Below are 12,673 nucleotides of genomic sequence, written 5' to 3'. Positions count from 1 at the left end.
ATAATCCCGAAATTCTGGTCGGCATTGCTAAATGCAGGAATCTCGGAATTATCGCGCAGCGGGTTAAGCTGTACACCCGGCTCTTCACCGAGTTGCCTGACAAATGCTTGTGATCCGCTCATAACTGATTAATCCCCTTTCTTTGCTTTGCTACCAGAACTGCCTGATTTTGCCGCTGTCTTTGTTGCACCAGCGCCGCTTTTATTTGCTTCAGGTTGTTGGCTGTTTTGGTCATCACCACCACCGCTTTTGTCCTGTTTGCCGTTCTGATCATCGTCAGCGCTCTGCCCGCCAGTGTTTTCACCACCTGCAGAGCCGCCATCAGGGCCAGGATTCTGGTCTTCAGGGTTATCACCCTCGCCCTCATCACCTTCAGCCGAAACCACCTCGATCGTCAATGCGTGGCGTACCCTGCTTAATCCGGCAATCTGCTCCATGCTGGAAACAGCGCGTGTCAGCCGGTCAATATCGTCAATCATGACTTCTTTTGAATTGCGACCCTCGCTGTTACACACATGCAGAAGCTCCAGACCGCCTATCTCCGGCAAGGTGATGTCGCAAGGCATATGGTTCGTCACCCTGGCCATAATCGGAAATTCAGCATCTCCGAATACATCCTTCACCGTCTTCCTTTCGTTACCCTGGAGCGCTGGCGCCCCGATTTCCATCTTTCTCATTTGCGATACTCCTTGTAATACTGTCAGTGATATTTCAGCTTCAAACCAGTTACTGTAGATTTGTCACATTGATCACCGCGCAGCCAAGTTGAGCAGGAAGGTATGGATTTACTTCAGTAAAGCTTCTGCCGTAGACGCCAACACCCTGTTTCAGGTCCGTTCCAACACCAAGCGGAATCATGGTGGTCGGTACGGAATCCCCGAGAACAAACGGATTAAGGGCAACGGAACTTGCCCGACCAATACCGAGAATTTGACCCGAACCGGCAGTATCCTGAATGTTCTTGGGCGTGTAATAGACTTCGTAACGCCCGAACAGACGGCCGATACGGAAAATACCGGGACGTTCGACAACGCCGGAAGGCACAAAGATATCAGTAGGCAATGACAGGAAGTCGGCCATAATGTGCTTACCAACGTACAAATGGGTAATGCCATGATCGAACGTATTGATCGCCATTTGCTGAGACGCTGCACCAAGCGGTGTGGCAAGATCGCGCCACGCATCCGAACGATGCATATATGTTTTTCGGTTTGTCCAGTCGTAATCGAACTTTACGGCATTATTCAGTGCCAGGCGACCAGCTTTCGCAAGCACTTCGTAGTGTCGTTCATCGGATAGCTGGCGCTGAATTGCGATAATCGATTCGCCGTGCGCATCCAGCCCCAATTCCTGGGATATCTGTGTGCGCGCATCAGGTGTAATGTTCGTGTATCCGCGCCATGCCTTAGCGAACAACTTGAACGGCTCGACTGACGACTGGAATCTCGGGATCAGTTCAGGTGCACGCTCATAATCGATAAAGCCTTCCACTGTGACAACGTTCGTTACTGGCATGGCAGGTGTTGTGGTAATCGCAAAAACACCTGTATCTGTATTTATAGTTCCGCCGATATTGTATGTCGTGCCTGACAGAGTGACGGATCCGCTGACGACTGAATTGCCAGTACCTGAAGCTGAAATTTCTTCAGCGGCGCGTATGCCGTTTACGTAAACAATCGATCTGCCGCGCAACAATTTGATTGTGGCAGCTCCCTGGTCACAAGTTTCAAATGTATCCTGCAGCGTTGTCAGCGCACCGTTCACGTCACCAGTCGAAACAGCCGGATTTAATGTATGGATTCTTGACGGGGTAAGATAGGCATTACCGCAATTGACACCGTCCATAGAGGCGTTTTGTGAATACATACCGTAATCGCTGCCGGCCTGGTGCATAAGGATGGCCAATCTCGCCTCGTTCGAGCCGATATCTGCGGGCAGGTAGTGGGCGAAGGGAATCGCATCACCCATCGATGAAATTATCGCCACCACAGCTCGATTTGGTTGCAGTGACAACTGGTCGTGATGAACAGAGTTTGCCGAATCCAGTTGCGGAAATTTGTTTCTTGCATGGTCGGTTGTCGCATACGCCATGTGAATGGCATGCTGGACTATATCGGCCGGAACGCCAAGGCCATGCTGGGATTCATAGGTATTGATACCGTCAAAGATTGCCCGGATTATTCGCGTCCTGTTGTGCTGCTTTTCGGTATCATTGCTCCCCGCATAAGCTTCGTCCAGAATAATCTGCATATCCTCAGGTACCGGAACACCGGTATCCTGGTTAATTGCAGAACCAATGAAATCATTGGCAGTTGCTGAATCGAATGTGCCACCGCTTACTGAGTTTTCACGCAGAGAATCAACAAAAGCGGAAACCTTCTCGGTTTTTTGGCTATGATATTCCTGCTGGGTTCGTCTGACTGCTGTTGTCGTCATCTTCTGTCCTCGTTGATAAACAATTACTCACCCGGACACATGACCGGGCACTGATACTCGAATGAGCGAGTTAATGTTTATTGTGAAAGGACAGAAAAAGCCTAAATGTGGGTTTTTCCGGTTTTAGAAGTGTTCTGCAGACATAAAAAAACCGCCCGGAGACGGTCTTGATCTATATTTGTAATTTCAGGTCGTTAATCTGTTAGTTTGATAATGCTTGGCTCACCAAAGCGGATAATTTTGTAACTGGAATTTATCCATATGACCTGAAACTTTTGGTATCCAAAGATGCGGATCATTCATGGTAAAAATAATTCATATTTTCATATAAATTGGCACTATAATTTACCTGCTAGTTATATGAGCACGCAGGAGGAAATACTCTATGTGGTTCCGTGAAATTGCTAAATCAGAAGAACCAGGAAAAGAAGAACTGAAAATGTTTGTAAAGAACATACGTGATTTTCTTGGTTACGTATTGGAACATAAAAATCACTTTTCATTTCTTTGGGAAGAATCTCCTGAGCTGTATGATTTGGCGTGGGAAACATTCAGATACGATATCGCAAAAGGCGCCGGATTAGATCTGGATAATGCTATTGAAGGAATCCCACAACCAGTGTTACGCCAGCACGGACTTCTTGGACGACCCCTTCGTTTTAAATTCAGAGTGCTCAACAGCATCGCAGAGCAGTGGGATAAAATAAAAGACCAATTTTCCATAAGAGAATGGTTCAAAAAGATAATCGATGCTATTGATGCCATTCTTGATTCCTTGATTGATGCAACCAATGGGGTTGGCGGGTTAATTAAAGAGTTTAAGGATGCTTTAAGTGCCTTAGTACCAATATCACCTAACACGGGATCTATGCAATCTCCAAGATGAACCTTCGGTTTCGCCTCAATGCTTGAGTAAAAAAACAATCACTACCATGATCAAACTGTTGTTTGGCGCATAGAACAATAAACGGGTGATGCTCACTGGCTGATACATGGTTATTCTGATGAACAGAAAGCCATTATATTTTGTTAACCTATTTGTATTACAGTACAAATTTTATAGTCTGTCCTGTCTAATGTAGCCTTATTTCCACACTTGAAATGTGGGCCGTAATTGCAACAGATTATGAGTTCAAAATTCGAATTGAGTTGCAACCGACCTGTTCTCCCTTGGTATGATCTGCGACAGCGCTAAATTAACAGCACAAATTACAAAACATTAGTCTTACGTTCTAAAGATCACAGTCGAGAATACATTTTTCGTTGAAACAAATAACTGAAAATGAATAAATATACCGATCCTCACATTGAAAAATCCGCACTTATCACGATAGATACTCAAAACGATTTTACGCTGAACAACGCGCCGGCACAGATCGATGGAACAGATGTCATCGTACCTAATATGGTTAGGCTCCTAACCGCTTATCGTAAAAATGGCTTGCCAATTATTCATGTAGTGAGACTCTATCTAAAAAACGGTTCAAACGTTGATGTATGCCGCAAGCAAGCCGTAGAAGAAGGAAGGGAAATCGTCGCGCCTGATTCCAGTGGCGCAGAACTGGTTGATGAATTAAAACCTGATCGAAGCTTAAGACTAGATGCTGGTTTACTTTTGTCTGGAAACATACAAGAATTCGATCAAAATGAGTACGTCATATATAAACCACGTTGGGGCGCATTTTACAAAACGATGCTGGAAAACTTCTTGAAAGAACGGGCAATAGATACAGTTATATTTTCAGGATGTAATTTTCCAAATTGTCCAAGAACAAGCATTTATCAGGCCAGTGAACGGGATTTTCGCATTGTGTTGGTGAAAGATGCCATTTCTCGGCTATATCCCATAGGCGAAGAAGAGATGCAAAATATCGGTGTCAATCTGTTGGAAACAAATGATATTGAAAATATGCTGGTTTAACCTAAATATATAAAAAATTGAGTTTCTGAATCGTGAAATGCAAAGAAAGCTGCATGATCAATCTAAACAAATACCCATAATACGATTCCAGATCAAATCCAAAAAGCATACACAAGTGCAAACGAATCATGCATGTTGATGAATGTAAATTACTAGCCCAATATAACCAGTGGATGAACAGGCGGCTATACGATGTATGCAGCCACCTATCGGACGAGGAACGAAAAAAAGAGCGAAAAGCCTTTTTCGGGTCCATACACGGCACCCTTAATCATTTGTTGCTGGGGGATCAAGTCTGGTTAGGCCGCTTTGAAAACAAACCCGTTCAGGTGGAATCGCTCGCACAAGAGCTCTATTCCGATTTCGATCAGCTCAGGAATGAGCGCGCCCTGATGGATGCACGGATTATACAATGGACTGAAAAACTATCTGATAAGGTACTGGATGGAAATCTGACATATACCAGTATTGTTCATCCAGTGGAACGCACCCAGAAAATGGCTATAGCCGTAATCCATTTTTTCAATCACCAGACGCATCATAGAGGCCAGTTAACAGCATTGCTGAATCAGTGTGGCCTGGATTATGGCGTAACTGACTTGATCTGGATGCCGGAAATCGATACCTGAATCGGGCAAAGCCGAAGCAATCAGTTTCAGCCACTTGTAATCAGGTAGGTACCGGTACCAACCATGAGAACGCCTGAAAATCAGTCGAACAAATCCAAATCACTTCTACGATTCATGACAAAGCGTGTTGCATACGGTGAGACATTCATAACAGTTTCGATATCCACCACCTCATACGCCACTCTTACTTCATCAGTAATCACCATATAGATAACGAAATGTTTCCTGATAAAGAAATGGCCTTCCATACCTTCAGGGAATTCCGGCTCGATCAGGTATCGGACCACATTCGGACCAATGTTCGCGTCTTGACGATCCGTCATACTGGCCGGCGAGAATGTTTCAGCCTCCAGTGCGTACCCGCTTCCAACATGTTCCCAGGATACGCTCTCTTCATCCTCGGAACTGAGAACCATCGCCCCACCTAGCGTAGGCAATCCACCAACAACAGGCTCACCATTACGGTTGACTGTTTTTTTGAATACCTGGCATTCCCATGTATTAGGGTGGTTGATAACTACATTGCGACGCATCCGGTTAATACCGCTTGGAACATTGTTTAGCATGATGTTCTACACTCCCAACTTGTCGGCGATCTGTTTGTCGCTGAACCCGAATCTTCGCAATACCTCAAGATCCGACTCGGCCAACTTCCCGGATTTCAACGCGGATTCAATCTTGCGCGTATTAACAGGTTTGACCTTCACCCGTTTAACTTTCTTTGCGGCAACATTCAGCGCATTGCGCTCCTGTGCTCGTGCGCGATCCTGGGCGCGCTGTTCACTGGTTTTGATTGTCCGCCTTCTTGCGGCCTGTTTCTGCGCTGCTTCGTCAGCCTCAGCCTGGCGCATTTGATGTTTAGAGGTATTGTTTGCAGATGCATGTACTTTTTCCATGTGCTTTGTAAGGAAACTAAGCACTGTTGCTGACGTGTCAATCTCGCTCATGACACGCAACACATGTTTACATGCAACACCCTTCAGATTCGGGTTTCGTATTTTCGGGTAACCAAGTTCATCACGGCCGGCATTGAAATTTCCAATCGTGGAGATATAACGAAAGAAAAATCTATGCCGTTTGCAATCACAGTCAAACGCGAGTTTCTGCTTTCTTAGCCAGTTTGCGGTCTGTTTCGGTGTGCTCCTGTCTTTCGATTTTGCAGCGAGCATTTTGTTGGCGGCTTCAGAAAATGCGTTAAAGCGGACCAGGACATGATGGCGATTAACATCCGAATCCGGCCCGGCATTTGTGATAAAACGTACTTCATTATTTACGGCTGACACGGGTATTGCCATGTTTATCTGTCTGCGGGCCCTGTCTATATCGGTTTCCGGGTTTTTCGCACCTAAGGCTGGCGGTAACGGTTTCGATGATGCCAAATCTATAACCTGCCTGGCAGTAATGCCGTTACCTTTGAAATTACTCTGCGCCATACGCATGTTGTGACGGTACTGTGCAAGATCGTTTGCAGTGATTGCCCGCATGCTCTTCGGACCGGTAGCGCCCAGTGTCGTGTACAGCGTTCTGGCAGCATCCCACTCCCCTTGAACTTCGCGCTTCGTGAGTATTACAGAATCGGCCTTGCGTTCTGCTTGCTCGCGTTCACGTTTGTCTTCCTGTGCTCGACCCCTCGCCTCGCCAACATGCCCTCTAAGCTTGCCGAAAATACTGTCAGCCACTAGCCTTTACCTCCTGTGCCGTTCCCAGGTTGGCTTAAAATCGTTGCGGTTATCTGCTATGGATTCAAAGCCCGTACGTCTCTTGATTGCATAGAGCTGGCCTTCAGTCGGTAAAACAATACGGACCTGAGGCAATGGCTGATCGACAGTATCAAGCCCGGCCGCAGCCATTACCACGAGAAACTCATCACGACGCCCATACACGCGCTGGGAAACAAGGGTTATATCGTGTCTTTCATCCGGTTTCGTCTCGTAGAACAATGCCGTTTCCCATGGCTTTGTTCTTTGCGCGAAACGCCGGATCTCCTTGTAAAAGTTTTTAGCAGCGGTTGAATTGACATCGATCATATAGAAACGATTTCTCCGCTCATCAATCGCGTTAATTCACTAGCCATTTCCAGTGTCTGCTCGATCTTTCCGGCTTTTATTGCATGCAAACACGTTGCGAGTGCGGCCATCTGTCCGCATGTAACGTTTTCTGATATTCGATAACGCGGCCCATTGACATCGATGCCGTCTTTCTCGATAGATGATGCCGGATTCGCCCTGGCCGCACGATCAGAGAACGTTAACCTGGTATCCTTGCCGTCAGATGCGACACCTTGCTGCAACGCGTAAAACGCTGAAATAGCGTCTTTGATATCATCATCCGTAAACAGCTTGTCACGGTCTATATCCAACTCGTTTGTAATAACAACACAATCCTCACGGCGTTCTTTCCGATATTCCGCCTGAACACTGATAGCCAATACATTAGTATCAGTATCAAGCAATGAAAACAGCGTGCATGCGCCGCCGTTATAACCTGAGAACGTTGACTGGATCTTTATTGCCACCTGAACACCTCGAAATACCAGAGAAAAACCAGATTCAGGAACAGCAGCACAGCAATCAGGAATTTGTACAGCGGATTCATTTCATGGTTAAGTATGCCAATCCTCAACAGGATGTCCCTGACCGGCATTAACCAGATCGGCCATGAGAAAATCCAGCATAACAAGTGATACGGCCACAGGAATATCGAACGCCATACAATCTCACCGAGTTCTATCTCCTGTGATTGCAGCAGAGTCAAATCGCCTGAATTCTTCATGCTGCCCCTAAGTGTGAGCAACAGAAAGCACAGGCCTATTAGCAAATAACCAATAATCTCATCCTGGTATCGCTCGATCACAACGCATCCTCGCGATTGTTAATGACTTCCACCACAACCGGATGACCTGCAGGATCATCGGTACCTGGAATACCCTTACCATCGTTCGGATCACCTTCTTTAGGCGCACCAAACAGCGGTATCGACGCATGTAACGTGATATCGATCGCCAGAATGGTCATGTTCTTAATCCCTTCAACCTTGATATCAGAAGCAGGGATATCCGGCGTCTCTATTTGTACCGGCCAGCCATCTATCCCCTGCCCGGCAAATTCATAGCTCGCATTAAAGCGCCTTCGAAACGGTGAATCCACATACAGAAGGAATTGCGCTGCAAGTGACCGCGCTGTATCGGGCGTATGCGCGAAAATGGCCAGCTGCGCACGAATATCACCGGCCATCACCTTGATATCGAAAGCGCGTTCTTTGACATCATTCGGCAGTATCAGCCACAAGTTATCGTCGACCGTTACCTGCCGCGTGTAATCGCGCCCGGACGGGATATAAGTCTTTTCGGTAGCCATTAGAATGACTGGTAATTCTGGCGGTTGCGTTGGCCCGTCGTTGGTGTCGTTCTTGTAATACGATTCGAGCATGGCCTCGGCATCATCTACCAGCCTGTCTTTTGTCCACCCCACACTTGTAGCGTAGCCCCTGGACACGTATTCTTGTAATGACCCGGTTGTCGGAACGACACTGTTATAGAAGCCTTCCATATATGCGCTGAAGGCTTTTTTGACTGGTTCGATCATGCGTTAACGAGTCATGCGTGTGAGCATGCGTTTATACACTTTGCTCTCGATAACAGCCTCTTCACGCTTGCCGGTTTGAGGCAGGGTTTCATTCTTGAAACCGTTAACGTCATCAAGCAATTCTTTGGTTGCATTCATATCAACCATTACGTGAGAAGAACTGCCGGCAGTATCCAGAACCGCAGTCGGATCCACGTTATGTCTTGCCAAAAACGATATAAGCTGCTCGTTTTCTTGCTGCAGGCGTTCAATCGTTTCGTTCGATACTTCACGCTCACCCTTGATGCTGTCTAGCAGCATGATTATGCCCTGTGTGTATTCCTCTTGTTCCGCTGCATAAACATCATCAAGTGTTATTTCCTTGTCATCCAGATCACCGCCCAGAACGTCATCCATTGTTATGCCACGAAACGAATTGGCAAGGAAATTAGGCTGAATAACATAATCGAAGCCATGAAATTCGGGTTTGGATTGATCAATAGCTGATGACCAGCCGCCAACCTTGTCATCAAACAATCTCGCAGCCAATCTTCCTGACGGTGTATCAAGGAATTCAGCCTTGTGCTCAATCACACCATTCTCATCAATTTTCAGGTGTGTCGTCACAAGCGCATGCTCGACCGGTGTGAATTTGCCATTATCAAAAACACCTTCTACTGGTGTCATTCCGAACCGTATTCTAGGCATGTGACCGTAATAACCCGTCATACCACGTGATGCGACTGTTTCCTGGCATGCGGAACCATTAATGCTGTCATACAGCGCTTTGATATTGAAATTGCGCGGTTGTCCGGTGTGCTGACGCCCTCTGTCTTTCAGCGAGTAGCGTATGATTGGTGTCTCTTTGATAGGCATATCTTTTACTCCGTGGTTAGTCAACACGGGTAATAATGCCGGCCTGACATTCGGTATTTCTCGCAATTTTCCGCTATTGATCTGCCCGGCTGCGGAAAATCGGCATTATTGGGAGCCCGTTACAACATACCATTTTGCAATTGAATAAAAATCCATAATTGCCCTGGTATGCCAAACATCAAAAAATCCAGTTTCCTTGCGAAACTTGGAATGCCAACCAGACGATGGTCGGCTGAATACATCGCTCCTGCAAGTGAGATCAAAGAGCAGGATTCCTACCTTCACGGCGGCGGAACAACCACTATTGCATCATTGCTTGGCACCGGAAGGCGCGGTGCAAGAGCACGCCAGCTGATCTACAGCAAATGGGAGGATATGGAATCTGACGCCATTGTTTCTTCCGCTTTGAAGTTGCTGGTCACATCGGCATTAGGCGGTCATGAAACAACCGGCGATGTCGTTTTTATCGAACAAAAGCCAGAAACCGAGAAAAACAAAAAGCTCAAAGATATGACTGAGGAAATAAAAGACACCCTCGGCCCTATCCTGAATAAAAAAGCGTATCAGTGCGCATATACAGGCGCAGCATTCGGTGATTCATATGCAAGGATTTACTCAAAGGAAGGCGCTGGTGTCGTCGATCTTTACACCGACGAGCTTGTACGGCCTCAACTGATACAGCCGTTTGAGCGCGGCAATCGCACAGTCGGTTTCCAGGTTTTTCTGGGCGAAAGAAATCTTGAAAAACTTAATGTGGCTCAGCTCGCAAGGATGAAAATGCCGCGTACGCAATGGATACCACAGCATGGCGTAGTCGAAAAGGCGATCAGGATGATGATCACTGAGGATGATCTGGACAGCGTACCAATCATGCCTAGTATGGCGGGCGGTTCACTGCTTTATAACGCTGAACAGGCTTATGACAACCTCTACGCTTCGCTTATCGGGCTCGTAGGTCAGCGATGGATTGACTCTATCGATGAAAAAATGCTGCAGTTAAACATGGAATCGATGACGCTTGAGCAGCAAAAAAGTTTTCTCGCGTCGGTTAAAACAATGCTGGAATCATCCAAGAAACGGGCAGAAACGGCAGTACAGGAAGGAAAGCCACTGCTCGAACGTATCTGGCACATGATTCCGGTATGGGGTGAGAAACAACTGACCACGGTTAGCAATGCGGACGGTGGGCAAACCGGGCGTACCGGCACCATAACCGTCGAAGACGTCATTTTCCATGCAAGACTTCTGTCTGGCGCTATTGGCGTGGATATGTCAATGATAGGTTTTGCTGACCAGATGGCTGGCGGACTTGGTGAAGGCGGCTTCTTTCGCACATCCGCGCAGGCAGCCGAGAATGCTCGTCATATACGTACTGCACTGGCTGATTTCATCTATCACATTATCGATATCCATACGTTGAAGAAATATGGTGTCGTTTTCCATGCAAGCGAGCGACCATGGACCGTTAATTTTTACGGTTCAATTTCTGCGCTTGAATCGGAAAAACAAAAAACCAGATCAGACGCAATGAACGCCGGCATGATTCTGGTTCAAGCCATGCAGCAAATGAAGGATATCGGCGCTACTGAAGAAATCATGGAAGACTTTTTAACCAAGGAAATGTTGCTTGACGAAGACCAGGCGAAAATATATGCGGCAATAGTCAAGGCAAAGGATGAGGATGAAAACCATGATGATGGCTTCGGAAATCGAAGCGATGACGGTTTCAAGATGGATAGCGCATTGCCATATTGTGGCGATTACGGCGATATTGACGATGAAGCGGAAGAAATACTCGACGGCATAGGCAATAGCACCACTATACCGATACCTCAAAAAACAATTAAATGGCTTGGATTCGACAAACCCATGTCATTGCGGGCTGATTTACATGCACTCGCGCAAAAACATGATGAAGTCTACGATAACGATCCGGACCAGGTGTTAGAAGATATCCAGTTTGTAATCAACAAGCCTGATGACTGGTTCATCCATCATAACAACAGAATAGCAATCTTCAGGGAACGTATAGGGTCGGGGGATATACCGCTTGTACGGATTGAGTTTGAATTAAATATTAGAGGGTCATCAATAACCGTGATCGCACGGTCTGTTTATGCAAGCAAAAAGAGACAAATAGCAAAGAAAATGCAGCATAAAAAAAGAATTTTGGCACGCCTTGGGCCGGGAGAGAAGCGCCCCGGATTGCTAACTGTCTCCGAGTACCTTTCGGCATTGGGTGACAGGTCATAGCTTCTCGCTCAGTCATGCACTCACACATGATGAACAGTCCCAATCAAGGAACCACATTGCACGCCTTCCGGCGTCGCTCCCAAAGCGTTAACAATAGGCTAACACAAAATGTCACTCTATAACAATATCGCAAAAACCCTGTCACAGAAAGGCGCAATCGGATCTGCAATAACCGGTGCGACATCCATAACCGGTAATATAGGACGCCATGCGGCAAACATGATGGGAGGCGGTGAACTGGCGCAGGCCGTATCAAGGATAGGTGCGGCCACGGCAACGAATGTTGTCCGCAATGCCATCAATGAGCACATACCGATACAGGCGCACCGGGCACTAAATGTGGGCGGAGGCGTGCTTGGTGACATCCTGCAGGGTGACATCAATTCAGCAGGACTGCGTGTACTCGATTCAGGATTATTAAACGACATCCTGCCAGGCATGAGCGCGGTTGCATCACAAACGGCATACTGGGGACGCCCAACCCCGGTATTTGGAGGCATCACACCTACTGAAGCGCAACAAATATACGAAACAATGCGATGGGCGAAGCTATCCAAGAAAAACCTGTACCTCATCGAAGTATCCAGCGAATTAATGGGTGACTGGGTGTCGCCATGGTTCAACATGTTTGCAACCGACATGGACTATGCCCCTTACACCATATCAGGCGAGAAAAAACGCATCGGCGGCGCTATTGTGGACAGCGTTCAGGGCAATGAGCCGGTTGAATTGCGAGTAACCACCATGGATGACAAGTTCGGCACGCTGCGCAAGTGGTATATAGCACACCATTACTTTACAGCAGCCAGCGATGGAACTGTCGGGCTTCCGGCCATGTACGCCATTAAATTCCGGATCGTTCACTCGTTTATCACCAACAACAGCACCCCGCGCGGCGCCTATGAAGATATCGGCTGGTTCCGCCCTTCAAACATCGAATACAGCCTGTCACGGCGTGAGGACGCCATGCAGGAAATACAAATGACATTCTCACA

14 protein-coding genes are annotated in these 12,673 nt (G+C 47.0%); 5 read left to right on the top strand and 9 right to left on the bottom strand.

What is annotated here, in order from left to right:
- Window positions 1-128 precede the first annotated feature (128 nt).
- On the bottom strand, window positions 129-677 hold the full coding sequence (locus tag BMX44_RS15495; RefSeq protein ID WP_090634700.1) for a hypothetical protein: 549 nt from the start codon (window positions 675-677) through the stop codon (window positions 129-131).
- Between the two features lie 49 nt (window positions 678-726).
- Window positions 727-2,436, bottom strand: coding sequence for a hypothetical protein (locus BMX44_RS15490; RefSeq protein ID WP_090634699.1), 1,710 nt, complete (start codon window positions 2,434-2,436; stop codon window positions 727-729).
- A gap of 385 nt (window positions 2,437-2,821) precedes the next feature.
- On the opposite strand from BMX44_RS15490, the gene BMX44_RS15485 reads away from it, so the two are divergent.
- The 3 genes from BMX44_RS15485 to BMX44_RS15475 all read left to right on the top strand — a co-directional run bounded on the left by BMX44_RS15485 (window position 2,822) and on the right by BMX44_RS15475 (window position 4,986).
- Window positions 2,822-3,322 (top strand): hypothetical protein, encoded by a 501-nt coding sequence (locus BMX44_RS15485; RefSeq protein ID WP_090634697.1) that lies wholly within the window; start codon window positions 2,822-2,824, stop codon window positions 3,320-3,322.
- 396 nt (window positions 3,323-3,718) lie between these two features.
- A complete protein-coding gene (locus BMX44_RS15480; RefSeq protein ID WP_090634696.1) occupies window positions 3,719-4,357 on the top strand; it encodes a cysteine hydrolase family protein in 639 nt (212 codons plus the stop codon).
- A 128-nt stretch (window positions 4,358-4,485) separates the two neighbouring features.
- Window positions 4,486-4,986, top strand: coding sequence for a DinB family protein (locus BMX44_RS15475; protein ID WP_090634694.1), 501 nt, complete (start codon window positions 4,486-4,488; stop codon window positions 4,984-4,986).
- 80 nt (window positions 4,987-5,066) lie between these two features.
- Here the strand turns inward: BMX44_RS15475 and BMX44_RS15470 are convergent, their stop codons facing one another.
- From BMX44_RS15470 to BMX44_RS15440, 7 genes are read right to left on the bottom strand one after another with little or no spacing between them, the layout of a single operon-like run.
- Window positions 5,067-5,552 carry a hypothetical protein gene (locus BMX44_RS15470; RefSeq protein ID WP_090634693.1) on the bottom strand — a complete coding sequence of 162 codons (486 nt, stop codon included), beginning with the start codon at window positions 5,550-5,552 and terminating at the stop codon, window positions 5,067-5,069.
- 6 nt (window positions 5,553-5,558) lie between these two features.
- Window positions 5,559-6,665: a hypothetical protein gene (locus BMX44_RS15465; protein ID WP_090634691.1), complete on the bottom strand. Its 1,107-nt coding sequence runs from the start codon at window positions 6,663-6,665 to the stop codon at window positions 5,559-5,561.
- Between the two features lie 6 nt (window positions 6,666-6,671).
- Window positions 6,672-7,013, bottom strand: a complete 342-nt coding sequence (locus tag BMX44_RS15460; protein ID WP_090634690.1) for a hypothetical protein — start codon at window positions 7,011-7,013, stop codon at window positions 6,672-6,674.
- On the bottom strand, window positions 7,010-7,501 hold the full coding sequence (locus BMX44_RS15455) for a hypothetical protein (protein WP_090634688.1): 492 nt from the start codon (window positions 7,499-7,501) through the stop codon (window positions 7,010-7,012). The genes BMX44_RS15460 and BMX44_RS15455 overlap by 4 nt, the downstream gene beginning before the upstream one ends.
- Window positions 7,492-7,839 carry a hypothetical protein gene (locus BMX44_RS15450; RefSeq protein ID WP_090634686.1) on the bottom strand — a complete coding sequence of 116 codons (348 nt, stop codon included), beginning with the start codon at window positions 7,837-7,839 and terminating at the stop codon, window positions 7,492-7,494. Before BMX44_RS15450 ends, BMX44_RS15455 begins: the two co-directional genes overlap by 10 nt.
- The gene (locus BMX44_RS15445; RefSeq protein ID WP_090634685.1) at window positions 7,836-8,570 is read right to left on the bottom strand and encodes a hypothetical protein; all 735 of its coding nucleotides are present in this window, start codon (window positions 8,568-8,570) and stop codon (window positions 7,836-7,838) included. The genes BMX44_RS15450 and BMX44_RS15445 overlap by 4 nt, the downstream gene beginning before the upstream one ends.
- Before the next feature lie 3 nt (window positions 8,571-8,573).
- The gene (locus tag BMX44_RS15440) at window positions 8,574-9,425 is read right to left on the bottom strand and encodes a hypothetical protein (protein WP_090634683.1); all 852 of its coding nucleotides are present in this window, start codon (window positions 9,423-9,425) and stop codon (window positions 8,574-8,576) included.
- A 210-nt stretch (window positions 9,426-9,635) separates the two neighbouring features.
- On the opposite strand from BMX44_RS15440, the gene BMX44_RS15435 reads away from it, so the two are divergent.
- Together BMX44_RS15435 and BMX44_RS15430 are read left to right on the top strand one after the other, a co-directional pair.
- Complete coding sequence (locus BMX44_RS15435) at window positions 9,636-11,678, top strand: hypothetical protein (protein WP_143056971.1); 2,043 nt, start codon at window positions 9,636-9,638, stop codon at window positions 11,676-11,678.
- Window positions 11,679-11,786: 108 nt separating this feature from the next.
- A partial coding sequence (locus BMX44_RS15430) for a hypothetical protein (RefSeq protein WP_090634679.1) occupies window positions 11,787-12,673 on the top strand: 887 nt, incomplete at its 3' end.

Source organism: Nitrosomonas marina (genome assembly GCF_900110145.1).
In the GTDB taxonomy this organism is placed as follows: Bacteria; Pseudomonadota; Gammaproteobacteria; order Burkholderiales; family Nitrosomonadaceae; genus Nitrosomonas; species Nitrosomonas marina.
This window is presented reverse-complemented; position numbering and strand designations above follow the sequence as displayed.

Excerpts from the sequence above, each read along its gene's own strand:
- BMX44_RS15490 (WP_090634699.1), bottom strand. The coding sequence starts at position 2,436 with ATGACGACAACAGCAGTCAGACGAACCCAGCAGGAATATCATAGCCAA.
- BMX44_RS15470 (WP_090634693.1), bottom strand. The coding sequence starts at position 5,552 with ATGCTAAACAATGTTCCAAGCGGTATTAACCGGATGCGTCGCAATGTA.
- BMX44_RS15495 (WP_090634700.1), bottom strand. The coding sequence starts at position 677 with ATGAGAAAGATGGAAATCGGGGCGCCAGCGCTCCAGGGTAACGAAAGG.
- BMX44_RS15440 (WP_090634683.1), bottom strand. The coding sequence starts at position 9,425 with ATGCCTATCAAAGAGACACCAATCATACGCTACTCGCTGAAAGACAGA.
- BMX44_RS15445 (WP_090634685.1), bottom strand. The coding sequence starts at position 8,570 with ATGATCGAACCAGTCAAAAAAGCCTTCAGCGCATATATGGAAGGCTTC.
- BMX44_RS15460 (WP_090634690.1), bottom strand. The coding sequence starts at position 7,013 with ATGATCGATGTCAATTCAACCGCTGCTAAAAACTTTTACAAGGAGATC.
- BMX44_RS15480 (WP_090634696.1), top strand. The coding sequence starts at position 3,719 with ATGAATAAATATACCGATCCTCACATTGAAAAATCCGCACTTATCACG.
- BMX44_RS15475 (WP_090634694.1), top strand. The coding sequence starts at position 4,486 with ATGCATGTTGATGAATGTAAATTACTAGCCCAATATAACCAGTGGATG.
- BMX44_RS15485 (WP_090634697.1), top strand. The coding sequence starts at position 2,822 with ATGTGGTTCCGTGAAATTGCTAAATCAGAAGAACCAGGAAAAGAAGAA.
- BMX44_RS15435 (WP_143056971.1), top strand. The coding sequence starts at position 9,636 with ATGCCAACCAGACGATGGTCGGCTGAATACATCGCTCCTGCAAGTGAG.